This window comes from Candidatus Methylopumilus universalis, assembly GCF_006365315.1.
Lineage (GTDB): Bacteria > Pseudomonadota > Gammaproteobacteria > Burkholderiales > Methylophilaceae > Methylopumilus > Methylopumilus universalis.
The window spans coordinates 446,434-461,769 of sequence record NZ_CP040968.1 but is presented as its reverse complement, the minus strand read 5'-3'; the positions used below and the strand labels follow the sequence as shown (position 1 = coordinate 461,769).

18 protein-coding genes are annotated in these 15,336 nt (G+C 33.5%); 7 read left to right on the top strand and 11 right to left on the bottom strand.

Features of this window, described 5'->3' with window-relative positions:
- Positions 1–64 precede the first annotated feature (64 nt).
- From FIT79_RS02610 to FIT79_RS02580, 7 genes are all read right to left on the bottom strand, one after another.
- Positions 65–811 carry a Brp/Blh family beta-carotene 15,15'-dioxygenase gene (locus FIT79_RS02610; protein WP_189644869.1) on the bottom strand — a complete coding sequence of 249 codons (747 nt, stop codon included), beginning with the start codon at positions 809–811 and terminating at the stop codon, positions 65–67.
- Between the two features lie 124 nt (positions 812–935).
- Positions 936–2,063, bottom strand: coding sequence for a lycopene cyclase family protein (locus FIT79_RS02605; RefSeq protein WP_139875518.1), 1,128 nt, complete (start codon positions 2,061–2,063; stop codon positions 936–938).
- A gap of 3 nt (positions 2,064–2,066) precedes the next feature.
- Positions 2,067–2,957, bottom strand: a complete 891-nt coding sequence (locus FIT79_RS02600) for a phytoene/squalene synthase family protein (protein WP_139870209.1) — start codon at positions 2,955–2,957, stop codon at positions 2,067–2,069.
- A gap of 1 nt (position 2,958) precedes the next feature.
- Positions 2,959–4,428: a phytoene desaturase family protein gene (gene crtI, locus FIT79_RS02595; RefSeq protein WP_139875517.1), complete on the bottom strand. Its 1,470-nt coding sequence runs from the start codon at positions 4,426–4,428 to the stop codon at positions 2,959–2,961.
- Positions 4,418–5,362 carry a polyprenyl synthetase family protein gene (locus FIT79_RS02590; RefSeq protein WP_139870207.1) on the bottom strand — a complete coding sequence of 315 codons (945 nt, stop codon included), beginning with the start codon at positions 5,360–5,362 and terminating at the stop codon, positions 4,418–4,420. The genes crtI and FIT79_RS02590 overlap by 11 nt, the downstream gene beginning before the upstream one ends.
- A gap of 58 nt (positions 5,363–5,420) precedes the next feature.
- Positions 5,421–6,146 carry a bacteriorhodopsin gene (locus FIT79_RS02585; RefSeq protein ID WP_139875516.1) on the bottom strand — a complete coding sequence of 242 codons (726 nt, stop codon included), beginning with the start codon at positions 6,144–6,146 and terminating at the stop codon, positions 5,421–5,423.
- Positions 6,147–6,270: 124 nt separating this feature from the next.
- Positions 6,271–7,062, bottom strand: coding sequence for a bacteriorhodopsin-like (locus tag FIT79_RS02580; RefSeq protein ID WP_139875515.1), 792 nt, complete (start codon positions 7,060–7,062; stop codon positions 6,271–6,273).
- Positions 7,063–7,622: 560 nt separating this feature from the next.
- On the opposite strand from FIT79_RS02580, the gene FIT79_RS02575 reads away from it, so the two are divergent.
- Genes FIT79_RS02575 through FIT79_RS02565 form a run of 3 tightly spaced genes read left to right on the top strand, consistent with a single transcriptional unit; the run spans position 7,623 to position 8,992 of the window.
- On the top strand, positions 7,623–7,979 hold the full coding sequence (locus tag FIT79_RS02575; protein ID WP_139875514.1) for a thiol-disulfide oxidoreductase DCC family protein: 357 nt from the start codon (positions 7,623–7,625) through the stop codon (positions 7,977–7,979).
- Positions 7,980–8,666 carry a DUF429 domain-containing protein gene (locus FIT79_RS02570; RefSeq protein WP_139875513.1) on the top strand — a complete coding sequence of 229 codons (687 nt, stop codon included), beginning with the start codon at positions 7,980–7,982 and terminating at the stop codon, positions 8,664–8,666.
- Entirely contained in the window at positions 8,666–8,992 is a 327-nt protein-coding gene (locus tag FIT79_RS02565; protein WP_139870203.1) for a hypothetical protein, read from the top strand. The genes FIT79_RS02570 and FIT79_RS02565 overlap by 1 nt, the downstream gene beginning before the upstream one ends.
- A gap of 9 nt (positions 8,993–9,001) precedes the next feature.
- Here the strand turns inward: FIT79_RS02565 and FIT79_RS02560 are convergent, their stop codons facing one another.
- The 3 genes from FIT79_RS02560 to FIT79_RS02550 are packed head-to-tail and all read right to left on the bottom strand — an operon-like array spanning position 9,002 to position 9,762.
- Entirely contained in the window at positions 9,002–9,343 is a 342-nt protein-coding gene (locus FIT79_RS02560) for an HNH endonuclease (protein ID WP_189644868.1), read from the bottom strand.
- 2 nt (positions 9,344–9,345) lie between these two features.
- Positions 9,346–9,480 carry a DUF2256 domain-containing protein gene (locus FIT79_RS02555; protein ID WP_082092869.1) on the bottom strand — a complete coding sequence of 45 codons (135 nt, stop codon included), beginning with the start codon at positions 9,478–9,480 and terminating at the stop codon, positions 9,346–9,348.
- A 12-nt stretch (positions 9,481–9,492) separates the two neighbouring features.
- Positions 9,493–9,762: a TIGR03643 family protein gene (locus FIT79_RS02550; protein ID WP_139875512.1), complete on the bottom strand. Its 270-nt coding sequence runs from the start codon at positions 9,760–9,762 to the stop codon at positions 9,493–9,495.
- A 324-nt stretch (positions 9,763–10,086) separates the two neighbouring features.
- On the opposite strand from FIT79_RS02550, the gene msrP reads away from it, so the two are divergent.
- The gene (msrP, locus tag FIT79_RS02545) at positions 10,087–11,034 is read left to right on the top strand and encodes a protein-methionine-sulfoxide reductase catalytic subunit MsrP (RefSeq protein WP_139875511.1); all 948 of its coding nucleotides are present in this window, start codon (positions 10,087–10,089) and stop codon (positions 11,032–11,034) included.
- Between the two features lie 6 nt (positions 11,035–11,040).
- A complete protein-coding gene (locus FIT79_RS02540; protein WP_139875510.1) occupies positions 11,041–11,628 on the top strand; it encodes a protein-methionine-sulfoxide reductase heme-binding subunit MsrQ in 588 nt (195 codons plus the stop codon).
- Here FIT79_RS02540 and glnE read toward each other — a convergent pair.
- Positions 11,625–14,345, bottom strand: coding sequence for a bifunctional [glutamate--ammonia ligase]-adenylyl-L-tyrosine phosphorylase/[glutamate--ammonia-ligase] adenylyltransferase (gene glnE, locus FIT79_RS02535; protein ID WP_139875509.1), 2,721 nt, complete (start codon positions 14,343–14,345; stop codon positions 11,625–11,627). The genes FIT79_RS02540 and glnE overlap by 4 nt on opposite strands.
- A 148-nt stretch (positions 14,346–14,493) precedes the next feature.
- On the opposite strand from glnE, the gene FIT79_RS02530 reads away from it, so the two are divergent.
- Together FIT79_RS02530 and FIT79_RS06715 are read left to right on the top strand one after the other, a co-directional pair.
- A complete protein-coding gene (locus FIT79_RS02530) occupies positions 14,494–14,874 on the top strand; it encodes a c-type cytochrome (RefSeq protein ID WP_139875508.1) in 381 nt (126 codons plus the stop codon).
- A gap of 210 nt (positions 14,875–15,084) precedes the next feature.
- The gene (locus tag FIT79_RS06715) at positions 15,085–15,249 is read left to right on the top strand and encodes a hypothetical protein (protein WP_189644867.1); all 165 of its coding nucleotides are present in this window, start codon (positions 15,085–15,087) and stop codon (positions 15,247–15,249) included.
- The last annotated feature ends 87 nt before the right edge of the window (positions 15,250–15,336 follow it).

Genomic DNA, 15,336 nt, shown 5'->3' with positions numbered 1-15,336 from the left:
GGTTATTAATTAACAAGTTATTGGTTGAAATAGATTGTAGCAGAATAAACGAACGTCAATAATTTTACCGCTTATAGAGTCTGCTGAGCAGTAAGCGATTCATTAAAGGTAAGAGCATATGAGAAATTGTAAGAGCCATTAAAACAGAAAAAATGATATTTAAATAGTTAATTTGCAAATGCTCAAAAAGAAGAAAGTAGGAAAAGAAAGTAACTGGCAAGGTAAAAGCTACTAAAAACATTAAGTCTCTTAAAGACTTAATTCCAATATTAATTAATGCTCTAAGACCATGTAAAAAACAGAAATAGAAGGTAAACCAATAAACTGGCTGCAGAAAACTAGCAAGAATGATTGTTATTAAAAACTCGAAGGCAAGAAAGAGCTTATCTTTTTTGGTAATAACCTTATCGAGATAAAGCAAAATTAAAAAACTAGCTATAAAGGCAATTGTAATAAATTTAAGCATAACGAATACTTGAAGGTTTATATCTGAATTGGTTAAAGCATCAAAAATTGATTTAACTTCTTTTTCAAAAAAAATGACAGGGAGTAATGTAATGACAATACCCCATGAAATCTTCATGCATTGAGGGGTCTGACCTAGGTGTGAAAGATCGCTATGACCAAAATGGAACATTGACATTAAAAGTAAAAGAACTAAACCTAGTATGGGACTTTGAAACCATAAAATAAGCCCCAAAAGAACAATGAATAAATAAATTAAGAAAGCTATAGCTTTGGTCTTAAATTTAGGAAAAGTTTTCCATATGATAATGGAGTCAGCAGCTCCATGAGAGAGACCAAAAGACATAATAATTAGAAATAATATTGCGAGAGATGAATGGATATCAGTAATGTTCAAAAAACTATGCTGTTGAGAAAAAAATATTAAGAAAAAACTTAATATCAAATAAAAGAACTGGTGAATTCTGACTTTATTTAACATATAAGTTTATTAAGCCTCTAAGCATTACTAATTTTGGTAATTTCAAAATAATCACAAAATAATCGACTAGTCTTGATTGGTCAGATAAAAATCTAATAACAGATGAAATGGGCACTTTGGTAAAAAAAACTTTAAATATTTCAGGGGCTTTTTGAGGATTAGATCTCAACACAGAAAGAAAGATTTTATCTAGCCAATTTATAAGATAATTTTCTTTGTGATGAATCATGTCATAGCAAAATTCTTTTTTTGTTTTTATTTGATTCGCCCAGAGTGCGATTCGAGTGAATGCATACCCCGAAGCAGGTCTAGAAGCCCCTCCAAAGTTCCCAATCTTAAAATATTGCTCTTCCATTTTCCTTTCAATATATGGCGACATCGGAAGAACAGCTTGCTCTGTTCTTGTTATTTCCTTTATATCAAACTTTTTTAAAGTAAGATCATGTATCTTTCCAACTTGCTTGAAATTTATCTCGGATGAGAAAAAGGTTGTTTCTATCAAAGCTTTATTTTTTGAGAATGGAAGAATATAAGTAAAAATAACATTTTTGTTCGACTCAGAGAAATCCATCAATGTCACCACATTTTCATCAAATATATTTTGATTTGAAATAATCTCAGAACCCACAAAAACTTGCTTCAAAGATGGATACTTATCATCAAATATTTTATTGGGTCTGCTATCTATTACATTCTTAAGTAATATTTTTTTATTCTTTAATTTAATTTCCCAACCATCTTGATTTTTTTTAACATGACTAATTGATTGGCCTCTTTCTACCTTAATCCCCTCTTTAGTAATCTTTTTATATAGTTCGTCTAGAATGGATTCTGAGCTATAACATGCATACCTGTAACTACCAAGATCAATCTTGTAAGATTTATTTTTAACCTTAATTTCTATTTGTGACCATTCTTTTTTCGGTTTTACACTGAAGCTTTTTTTAATATCAAACAATCCTGGTCCTGACCAAAAGCTGTATGTTTTATCATTTTTTAAGTGGGTATTTTTTTCAATTAAAATGAAATTTTTAATTTTTTTACTGAGAAGAGAATTTCCAAGAGTTAATCCAGATAAGCCAGCACCAATAATTCCAATATCAAATTTTTGTTTCATATATTAAAAGTGAGCATCTGGAAGTGTCATTATGAATTTATGCAGATTCTTATCATGAGGCTTTAGTTTAGCTTTAAAAGTAAGCAAAAATTTAGTAATAATCTTAAAGGTAATCAACACCTTACATAAGGTATTCACATAGCATCTTTTTTCTTTATGTTGATATTGGGTCTGAATTAATTGATGTCCAATTTGCTGGTAGAGTGCAGAAGCCAATTTAACTGCAAGGGAGGCGCCTCGAGGGAGGTGATCAATCGCACTACTAGCACTGGCAAAGTAAATATTTGCTAGGTTAATAAGTTTTTTTCGAGTGTAGTCTATTTTTGCTGCAGTTTCCCTTGTTGGGTAGGCTATTTCTTTAGCTGAATGTTTGCCCATGAGGCTTTCAGGTAGATAGATTCTATTTCGTAAACTGTCTTCATAAATATCTCGAGAAATATTTATCAATTGCATTGCAATGCCTAAATCAATTGCAAAATAACGCATTTTTTTATCTTTTACGCCGAAGATGTCACACACCATTAATCCCACTGTACCTGCAACTTGGTAACAATAAATGATTAAGGCTTTTTCTGACTTAAATGAGGTAAATTTAATATCGTATATTTGTCCATTCAGAAAATTTTTTACAAGTTTTTGGTTCGGCCAATTTTCCTTTGGAATATTATTTAATACACTAATGACCGGATGAGGCGTGCCCTTATTCCATGCGCTTATAAATATAAGAAGCTTTTTTTTGGCAACACTTAAGTTTTTAGCTTCATCAACCATGTCATCTATTTTTCGACAAAAGCTGTAAATCGAGTAAATCGCTTGCATTTTGACTTTATCAAGAAAAAAAGAGGCCCAATAAAAAGTTTTTCCATGCTTACGCATCAATAAACTATTCTTCATGCTATGGAATCAATTTATCGATGACTTTGGCTGAATTGAGGACGCCTGGAACACCAGCGCCCGGATGAGTCCCAGCACCTACATAAAAAAGGTTCTGATATAAATCATCCTTATTGTGCGTCCTGAACCAAGCAGATTGTCTAAATAACGGAGCAATAGAAAATCCTGAGCCAAAAGGCGTCTTGTAATCTTGAAGAAAATCGTCAGGGGTCATTACAAAAGATTCACAAATATATTCACTAAGTTTTGGCATCATGGTTTGCTCTAGAGCCTTAATAATAGATTGTGTAAATTTCGGCGCCTCTTCTTTCCAGCTAATATTTCCTTTTAAATTTGGTACTGGAACTAACGCATAAAAACTATCGCAACCTGTAGGGGCAAAATCAGGATCAGTTGCTGTGGGTCTATGAAGGTAAATAGAAAAATCCTCGGATAATTTATAGCGATCAAAGATATCACTAAGTAACTCTTTATAGCGCGGCCCCATCCAAATAGTATGGTGAGCAATATCCTCATATTTAACTTTTGTTCCAAAGAAAAGAACGAACAAACCCATGGAGTGCTTGGCTGTTTTCTTTACAAATTTATTATGCAAGGAAATTTTTTTATGTTCTATTAAATTGGTATTTGTATAAATAGGATCTGCATTTGTAATTAAATAATCAGCCTTATAAAATTTACCTTCCGCAGTTTCTATACCTTCAACCATTTTGTCGCGAGTAACAATTTTCTTAATTTCGCTATTAAGGAATATATTTACACCCTGGCGCTCCATCAGCATCTTTAACTGAGATATTATTTCTCCAGTTCCTCCCTTAGCAAAAAATACTCCCCATTTTTTTTCAAGCGCGTGAATAAGAGCATAAATTGAGGTTGTATTAAAAGGATTACCACCAACAAGCAATGGCTGAATTGAGAAGGCTTGCCTTAAATTTGGGTGGCTTAGATAGCTTGACACAAATTGATAAACGGATTGATAGCCCTTTAACTTAATAATATCGGGGGTATATTTAATTAAACTACTTAATTTATGAAAAGGCTGATCAGCAAGCTTGAGGTAGCCTAATTCAAATATTTTCTCAGCATGCCGAAGCATTTTAAGATAGCCATTTACATCTCTAGGCTCAATGGCTTTTATTTGTTCTAATAGCTGATCTTGATCTGGGCCATAATTAAAAAATGTCCCATCATAAAATCTAAAACGATACCAAGGATCTAAAGGGATAAATTTAATGAAATCATCAATTTCTTCATTAAAAATTTCAAACAATTCCCTAAAAAGATAGGGTGCGGTAATGACTGTAGGCCCCGCGTCATAAACAAAGCCGTTCCGATTAAACTGCCTTGCTCTTCCACCAATTTGATCCAATTTTTCATGCAAATCGACTTCATAGCCCTTAGCCCTCATTCGCAAAGCTGCAGCGATTCCCCCAAAACCACTTCCGATTACAATTATTTTTTTATTTTGCATGTGTAAACTGGCTAGCTTTTTTGTTTATCTCTTCACAAAGAGAAGAAATAATAGGTCTGATGACGACCGGCATAAGGTGTAAAGAATTTTTAATATTTTCTAGTATCAATTGAATCCTATCAATTAAATCATCTTTAATATTTGAAGATATTAAAAATTGCTTAAATTCAGCTTTATTTTTTTTCAAAAAATTAATTTCTTTTTCAGAAGACTTTTCTTTAACTAAAACTAGCAATGCATTCATTCTTTCAAACTCAATATCTGTAGGAATTTCATCTGCTTGGTTCAATAAAATATTTTCTAAGTCATTAACAATTTGATAAGCAAGTCCTATTTCGTCTGTCATTTTTCTTAAATTAATATAATAAGGTTCATCTAGTTCAGCGCATTTAAACATTCCCATGATAGGCAAACAAATAAGGGGTGATGTTTTTGCTGTGGCCAGACTTTTATACTCTTCCCAGCCTAGACTTAAGAAGCTTGTGTTGACATCACCTGACTGGCCAAAAACAATTTCCTTAACGGTGCCTGAAAGTAACCCTAGTAAAATATTTTGATGCCAGCCCTGCTCAATTTCAGTAATTTTTTTAAAGGATTCTGCTATTAAATAGTCGCCAGTGCATATAGCAGCTGGTATACCAAAATTTTTCCATACGCTTACCTTACCTCTTCTAATCTCATCGCTGTCACAAATGTCATCATGCAGAAGCGAGGCGCTATGAATTAACTCACAAACCACTGCCCAAATAATTGCTGTATGTTTTGATAATCCTAATGCTTCTCCGGTAGAAAGTGCCAGGTGAGAGCGAATTAATTTTCCTTCCGACCCTCCATGCCAATTCAGCCATAGAGATAAATTTTTTTCGTTCACCTCGAAAGACTTGGCTAGCTGTTTTTTAACGCTCTCTAGTGAATCACTTTCGTTTGAAATCATAATGAGTCTTATTTAAAAGAATATATGTATACAATATATCTGTTTGTCAAAGACTTAACTAAGCGCCAATTTCTGATTTTCTTTGCGCAATAATATAAATCAAAATCCCGAAAACTGATTTAGCAACTATATCAACAACAGTGAACCCAACCTGAACACTGACGAATGCGGACAGACCAAATAAAGGTAGGATATAAACAAGCGGATAAAATGACCATGACAGAATAATCAGTAGTCTTGTTTTTTTGAATAATGGCTGAACAACTAAAGGTTGAGTTTTAATGGATGCACCGACCCCTTTAATCATTTCATACAATATATAAGAAAATGGAATCATTGCTAAAATCCACCAAATAATCTTAGCAAATCCAATTGTAAGGGTTTCCCCAGGGTAGCCCAATAAAACCATAATCGCAGAAGCTAAAGTTAGCCCCAGACCTTTTTTGTATGTTTCCGTATGAGGCAATCTTAAGACTAATACAAATTCTAGAAGTAATAAGGGAACGGTTAATAGCCAATCAACATATCGATATGCATTATTAAATTGCATACCACTTTGTATCACTAGACCATCTTTTAATACATAAGCACTGTTGAAGCTCTCAAAAATTCTTAAGTAATGGTAAGTTGTAATTAAACAAACAAGTCCCGAAAGGGTTAATGCAGTTTTGTATGCGGGTGAAACTTGTGACCTTTGCAGGAGGAAAAATACGGTTGATGCTCCAAAAGCAGCGATTGCAAAAGAGATCGCGTTATATACTAAATTAAACTCATCTATGCTCATGGGGTTAGTGTATCGATATTAGTTATCTTAACCTATTGATATTATTAAATTTAATTAGTAAAAATAAAAAAACTGTGCAGCCTAAGCTGCACAGTTTTTTAAAGAAATTACATACTTACTTTACTTATTTTGATTCTGATACTGCTACAGACCAAATAATTACACCGAAAGCAATTTTGTTTAAAACGTCAGCTAAGTTATAGATGATGTTTAATGATGCCATGCTGCTTGCAGGATCTGAACCAGTTAAATAACCAAAGTAATAGCCTAATGGATAAATTGCCCAACCAAATGTAACAATTAATCGCATTGTATTGAAGGCTTTTTGAACTGTTGCTGGAGCTTTATTTGCAGCGATTTTACTTGCTTCACCAGCAAAAATTTCGTAAAGGATATAGAACCATCCAAGCATACCAACAATGAATGATGTCATAACATCGGCATAACCAGCCTCACCGACATAACCTCCAACAAGCATTACTAATGTACCAATTACAAGTCTCCAAAAGACGCCTGTAGAAACCTTCGTAATCGCTGAAAGAATTAAATAGAATTCAATCATTAATAAAGGCACTGTAATTAACCAATCAATATATCTATACACTGTTGGTGTTGATCCTGTTGCAATCCACACGTCACGCATATAGAAATAGTGAACAGCTGCTACTAATGTAACTAGTCCAGATACAGTAAGAGAAGTTTTCCACTTACCTACTACGCGATCTCTTTCAAGAAAGAAAAAAGCAGTTGAAGCAACTAATGCCATTGAAATTAACCAAAAAGTAATACCAACAAAATCACTTGATTGGAGAACTTGGGCTGAATGGCCCTCTGCAAAAGCTAATGTTGATAAGCCTAATAAAGACAAACCTAATAAGCTCTTATTTTTTAACGATTTAAAAAAACCTTGAAACATAGGAACCTCCTAATGGTTGATAGAAAACAACTTTCAAGAACTAAAATAATTAACTGGTGTTTTAGTAAATTATCTATGGGTCAGTTTAGCCTGTGATTTGAATTTTTCAAAACACTTAAATTTTGTTTCATGGTTATCATTAACCATAACTAAATTATGGAAATAAATAAATGTGCTTTAATGTGTTGATTTTTATAAAAAAAAGCATAAATTAGATCAGTTAAAATTTATTTTGATGTAAATTTTTTCTAAGTTCGCCCCTTCCTTTTTGTTACTTAGTATCCTTTAAGAACATGCAGAATGGAGGGGTTCTTTTACTTTACCTTCCACAATAAATCTTCAGCTTAAATTCTAATTAAAGCCACCTGAAATGGCTCAAATTCTTGACAGTTAATAAACTGCTATCTATAAGCTACATTTTTTGTATATTTTTATAAAAAATGAATTTTTATTGGCTTTTAAACTCTAGTTAAGAAGCAATAAGCTGAAATATTGCTCGATCGGCTCCAAATTTTTCCCCCGAATGGTTTGGAGCCTTTCTCTTTTAAAGATTAAAAAATATGATAAAAATTCTTTACGATCAACACTGCAGCCTTTGTTCAAAAGAGATTAACTACTATAAATCAATCGCACCGAAAGGCGTTTTCTTATGGTGCAATCTTCATACGCATCATGAATTACTTCGTAAATATGGAATTACACAGAAGGATGCTTTATTAAGTCTTCATACTATCGATGGAAAAGAGAGACTTTATAGGGGTGTAGATGCATTTTGTCTTATATGGAACAACCTAAAAGGCTGGAGATTATTAAGTTTTATAATCAAAATGCCATTAATTTACCAACTGAGTAAAGTGTTCTATTCATACTTCGCTCTATGGCGCTTTAATAAAATGAAATACTGCAGGGTGAATTAGTTGCCTTTAATCGTCGGCATCGATGGATGTAAATCTGGTTGGTTTGCAGCTTGGCAGAATCAAGAGGGGGTTATTGAAACTGCTATTTTTCAAAGCATAAGTAATCTCAAGAATTTTTTTATTGAGACCAATCAGTTAATCATTGGTATCGATATACCCGTCATCTTATCGGAAGTGATGCCTCGACAAGCCGATCAATTAGCTAGAAAACTTCTTAGTAAAAAAGCCTCTTCTGTATTTACAGCGCCAACACCAGAAATGCTAGATCAACCGAATTATGAGAAAGCATCCCTTGTATCTAAAAAACTTATTGGGAAATCCATGTCACTTCAATCTTGGTATTTATTTCCCAAGATAAAAGATGTCCAAAATATACTTCATTATGAGAATATAAAAGTATTTGAAATACATCCGGAGCTAAGCTTTAGAGCTATGAATAATGAAAAAGTAATCCTTGAGAGCAAAAAGACAGATGAAGGCTTTAAAATAAGAAAGTCTCTTCTTGATAAACATTTTCTGAATTTAAATTTTGATGCCATCCGAACTAAATATCAAAAAAAAGATGTCATGGATAATGATATTTTAGATGCCCTCGTTGTTCTATGGAGCGCTAAAAGAATAGCAAATAATCAAGCTTCATATATACCAAAAATACCTGAGAAACCAAACATGCAGATCGTTTACTAATGGTTTATCTCATAAAAATTATTATCGCTGTCTTGGTGATTGTTCTTGTTACTGAGTTAAGCAAGAAAGATACAAAATTAGCTGCGCTCTTGTTGGCGCTGCCAATTATTTCTTTTACTGCTTATACGATGATTTGGTTTGAAAGCAAAGATACAGAGAAAATTGCTAAATTAGCCAATGAAAATTTTATTTACGTATTGCCAGTAATGCCTGTATTACCTTTATTTAGTTGGTTACTTAAAAATGGTTATGGCTTCTTCACTTCAATGATGATGGTAACAATTCTTATGATCATACTTTTCTATGTGTTGCAAAAAATACTATGAATGATCTCACTATTTCTTAATACGTGAACTTTTAGCAGCTCTCTCGTAAAAATTATCTGGCTTATTTTTCACCCAATTAATAAACGTTTTCATATCGGAATGGTTTCTTAATGACTCTGCAGTATTCAATATTTTAGCGAGTTCATTTTCATTAAATAAAGCGTGGATTTGTTTATGGCAGATTCGGTGAAGATATTCCGTAGATTTACCGCCTTTAGATTTTGGAATTAAATGGTGCGCATCTTTTTGAGATTCTGGAATAACTCTGCTACATATTGGGCATATTATAGGTTCCGGAATGGCCTCTGATAATATAGGTGGTAGAAGTTTTTTTCTAATTTTTCCGATCATGCTTAATTTTTATGACGCTTACATCGCTCTGAGCAGTATTTAACATCATTCCAAACAAGCTGCCACTTCTTTCTCCAAGAAAAAGGCTTTTGACAAACTAGGCAAATTTTTGTCGGTAAGTTTTCTTTTTTTACCATTCCCATAATAATTTAACGGCTAATTTTATATTGAGTAACGCAGTGATCTCGCTTAATGTCAGGCGATCTAAGTTTTAAATGCTTACTTGATCGCTCTTTAACGCGCTTTCTCCACAATCGATAAGATGAAGGCTTAAGGTGCTTTTGCATGAGCCTCATTAAAGAAGGCTCATCTAATTGATACGTCATTAAGATGGCTTCAAAAGGTGTTTTATCCTCCCAAGCCATTTCGATTAGCCTGGAAATATCTCCTTCGGTTGACAAAGTCTCTTTTTTTGACATCAGACCTAATTGAATAAATATTTAATAAAAGCGGCAATACCTAATACATAAAATGCTGAACCAAGGCTGCATCTAAAAGCCATATGCCAATTATATTTACATTTTTTCTTTGCCATTTTTTTATCTTTCATATTAATGAAGTGATCTAGATACATTTCTTACTTTTAAAGTTCAATACTATTTTATCTGCATTTGTATATCGCTATTCTATACTGCCAAAATTCATAACCCTAAACACTTCTGTCAAACTATCATATACATTAAAATTTCTACTTCTAGGGATATTAGGTCAGCTTTCTATAGAAAAAATAGTTAGAATTCACTATGACTACATTTAAAAAAATACCCTCATCAGAAATTACCCCTGAGCATATTTATAATGGCCGTAGAAATTTTATAAAAAATTTAGGTCTAATTTTAAGCTCTTCTGCACTCTCCACATTTACAAACACAGGTTTTGCTGCGCTTAATACTCTCCCTTCATTTATTCAATCAAAAGACCATGGTAATGAAAAGCTCACTTCTTTTAAAGATATTACAAGCTATAACAATTATTATGAATTTGGGACTTCAAAATCAGACCCACAAGATCATGCGCATTTATTAAAAATTGACCCATGGTCAATTTCGATTGAAGGCTCTGTAGCGAAACCATTAAAACTTGATATAGATGAACTCATAAAGCTCATACCAATAGAAGAACGCATCTATAGACTTCGCTGTGTTGAAGGTTGGTCTATGGTGATTCCTTGGATAGGTATTCCATTAAATTCGTTACTTAAAAAAGTAACGCCAACAGGAAATGCTAAATATGTTGAATTTGTATCTCTAAAGCGCCCAAGCGAAATGATTGGGCAAAAAGATGACATGCTAGATTGGCCATACACGGAAGGACTAAGATTAGATGAAGCTATGCATCCACTCACTATCTTGGCAGTAGGTTTATATGGAAAAGTTTTACCAAAACAAAATGGCGCACCTATTAGGTTGGTGGTCCCTTGGAAATATGGCTTTAAGAGTATCAAGGCAATTACTAAGATTAGATTAGTAGAAAAAATGCCTATATCTACTTGGATGAAAGCCAATCCCAAAGAGTATGGATTTTATTCCAATGTGAATCCTGAAGTAGACCATCCTCGATGGACACAAGCTACCGAGAGAAGAATTGGAGAAAGCCTATTATCTCCTAGACTTAAAACACAAATGTTTAATGGCTATAAAGAAGAAGTGGCTCATCTTTATCAAGGTATGGATTTAAATAAAAATTTTTAATTCGCCTTGAAGTTAAATCCAATCTATATCAAACGTTTTATTTTTATTTTAGGTCTTTGGCCTATTCTTTCTGTCGGCATTGATATATTACAAAATAATCTTGGAGCTAATCCCATAGAGTTTGTTGAACGTCACTTCGGAAAATGGACGCTCATTTTCTTATGTTTAACACTTAGCATGACACCTTTAAGAAACATTACAACGATTAGTCAGTGGATTCTATACAGAAGAATGCTAGGGCTTTTTGTATTTTTCTACGCATCAATTCATCTGCTTTGCTATATATGGCTTGACTACCATTTTGCATGGATCGATATCAAAAATGACATTATTAAACATCGCTATGTACTTGTAGGTTTTTTAGCTTGGCTTTTATTACTTCCATTAGCTTTCACTTCTTCAGATAGGATGATGAGAAGACTTAAAGTAAATTGGAAAAGATTGCATCGCCTTATTTACCTCATAGCTATATTAGGTGCACTTCATTTTGTATGGCTTGTAAAAAAGGATTTAACTGAGCCACTTATTTACGCTGTCATAGTCTCTCTATTACTTATATTGAGATTAAATATTTTCAAGCGTAAAAAAAATTAACTATTGAAAATACTTTTCCAAATAGATACAACCTCAGCCGGGTGATCTACAATTTCAGAATACTTTATTTTTCCATCTAATTTAGTCTCAAGACCTAATTGATGTTGAAGCTCTCTATATAATCGATAAGCGCTGATGAGTTTTCTAGCTGTGAGAGCCTCCATTAAATTTTGCTCACTAAAAAGATTAAGTAATCCAATATTGCCTATATTTTGAGTAAGCGCCTTATTTGCAGAACCAAAAGCTAAAACAAAATATTGCACAATAAATTCAATATCAATAATGCCTCCACGATCTTGTTTTAGATCGAAAAGTTCATGATCGACCTTGTGTTTTTCAAGCATTTTTTCGCGCATATCCAATACGTCTATCTTTAGCTGCTTTATATCTCTTTGCGTTTCTAGAATATCTAATCGAGCCTTTTCAAATTGATTGCCTATACTTTCATCTCCAGCACAAAAGCGCGCACGGGTAATTGCTTGGTGTTCCCATGTCCAAGCTCTTTTTGATTGGTAATCTTTAAAAGCATCAATAGAACTCACTAATAGACCGCTTGCTCCGTCAGGTCTTAATGCAAGATCTATTTCATAGAGAACACCTGAGGATGTGTAAGTATTGAGCCAACTATTAATCCTCTGTGCAAATCTTGCATATTTTTCTGCCATGCCATCTCGCTTGTCATCATAGATAAACACAATGTCTAAATCCGAGGTATAGCTCATTTCTTTACCTCCGAATTTCCCATAAGCAATAACAGCAAATTTAGGTGGGTCATTTTGCTCTGGATACATATGACGCCATACCAATAAGAGCGTTTCTCCTATAAGTAGGTCAGCAAGCTCAGTTAAGTAATCAGAGAGATTTTCAACTGACACATCACCTATGACTTCCAAAGCAGCCAACTTAAAAATGTTAGCGTGCTTAATATTGCGCATGATATTCATTTGCTGCTCAATATCATCTTTAGCTTCCAATAAATCTTTATGAAGCTTTTCTTTTATTGCCACAAAATCTGGCTTTGTATAAAAATGATTAATATCAAGCAATTCATCAATCAATATCGGATGCTGAATAAGATATTGCGTAAGCCATGGACCCGCTTTAGATAGTTTAATAAGTATCTTTAATGCACTTGGATTTTCTGTGAGCATGGCGAGATAACTCGCACGCCTACATATACTCTCTAAAATTGAAATGATTCTGATGAGCGTTGAATCTGCATTAGGATCAGAAGCTGAAGAAACTTCATGGATAATTAAAGGCATGAGGAGATCGAATCGTTGCCGACTTACTTCAGGTAAATGTAAATAACGTGAACTACCCTTTAATCCCTGAAGAATCTGATAGGTTTCATCAGGTAATTTAAATCCTAAGTCCTCTAGATGCTTATATGCATCTTCTAAAGTTAAAGCGTTATTCCATAGCACTTTAGTTAAATTTAATTGCGGCGAATCTTCATCTTTAATTGTTTCTTTAAAAACCTCATCAAAATAGAATTCTACGTTTGCTCTGTGAATTTCAAGATCTTGATAAAACATATTCCAGTCTTGGTAATGCATAGACTGAACCACTCTTAATTTACCTTCATCTGTTTTTGGTAGCTCTTGCGTTTGCATATCTTCTATATACTGAAGTCTATGCTCCAAATTTCTTAAGAACTTATAAGCCTCCGTTAATGACTTAACTCCATTTTTAGATAATAAATTTTTAGTTTCGAGAAGTGCTAATGCAGGTAAAAGCGATTTAAGTCTTAATGTTTTATCTTGGCCACCTCGTATCAATTGATAAACTTGTGCAATAAACTCAATCTTACGAATACCGCCTCGACCCACTTTAATATTTTCTTGGATGCCCTTTTTATTTACATCATTTTGAATCTGAGTTTTTAAATCACGCATAGAATTCAATGCACCGTAATCTAAATATTTACGGTAAACAAATGGCTCAATAATTTTAGTAAGCTCTATTTGAGGTCCTACAATAACGCGACCTTTGACCCAAGCATATCTTTCCCATTCTCGCCCGTATTTTTGATAGTAATCTTCTAGCATTTGATAACTACATGCAATCTGGCCCTCAGAACCAAAAGGTCTTAATTGCATATCTACGCGAAACACAAACCCATCTTCTGTCACATCATTAAGGCTCGATATGATTTTTTTGCAAAGTTTAATAAAGAAGCTTTGATTGCTTATAGGCATCTTACTTTCAGTATCTCCCTCTTCTGGGTAGGCAAAGATTAGATCAATATCAGATGACACATTAAGCTCTTCTCCACCTAACTTTCCCATGCCGACAATACTTAATTGCTGCTCTTCACCCCTTAATCCTATAGGAGCACCATGAATAGACTTCAGGGCATTGAAATGAAATTGATGAGCATGAATGAGAGTGATTTCAGCAAGCGCTGTTACTGACTTTAAAACTTCATCTAAATCAGCTAATTTATTAAGATCACGAAGAATAATATTTGCTATTACTTGCTGACGAAGTATACGAAGAGATTTATTTAAACTAATCTCATCAGAAATTTGGCGGCCATCTAGCCATGATTCCATTTCTTGCCGACTAAAAGGATGACTAATATGCTGAAGTGAGAATTGCTCGAGCGCTTTATCTGCCTCAAATAGCCTTTTTATAAAAGGTGAGCAGTGGTAAGTGTAAGTAAGGTCTTTACTTAACAATTGATTCAATAGTGATTGATTGGATGTAGACATTAAGCATTCTATTAATTCGTATTCTTCATAACTTAGAAATTAACACAAAATTCAGCTTTTGCTTGCACGCCCTTTTTGCTCCCAGCTAAAATGTGATTTCATCTACAAAGCCTATAAATAACTAAAGCGCTTACTAGCAATAAATCTTATGCTACGACAAACTATAATCTTTTCATTCTTTGTGCTGACTATATTAGTCCCGTTAACTTCCTCTGCAAGTGGAGAGGCTACTTATAAATCGGTTTGTACAGCTTGTCATGCTGCCGGTATGAATGGGGCTCCTAAATTTCAGAATAATCGCGACTGGGCATCTATTATCAAAGAAGGCAAGATTCATGTAATTGCTGAAGCCTATAACGGCGTGAGAAAAATGCCAGCAAAAGGCGGGAAGCCTGATTTAACTTTAGAAGACTTTTCAGAGGCCTTAATTTATATGGTAAATGCTTCTGGCGGCAACTGGAGTACCCCTACCGAACAAGAGTATATAAAGATTAAAAATAAGCTGTCGAAGCTTAGTAGCAAGAAGTAATAAAGCTAAGAGCCTCAAAAAATTTTGACGCTTTGTAAGTTGGCCCTATCACCGCCTTACCAAAAATCTATCCTTAGAGCATACCTATACCCTTGATAGGTTTTGCTATTGATAAGTAATACTTATCACATACTTAAGAACAATTCATTGGATTTATCTAAACAAGAGACATAGAATTTGCTCATACAAACTATTTGTGAGGAAATGAAAATGAAATCAAAAAAAGAAATTAAAACATCTAAAATTTTAGAGAAAAATGAAAATTTAAAAAATTCAAAAATGTCAAAAAATTCAGATGAAAATAATTTTGTATGCAAACAAAATGATAAAGACTGCTGGCATAGATATTCGTCAGCATTGGGCGATTGCGTTTAATTACTTGTGAGAAAACTATGAAATATAAAAGTAAAAATGAAGCTTTTGACTGGTTTGTCCATTCTTGGAAATGTACCTGCCCTATTT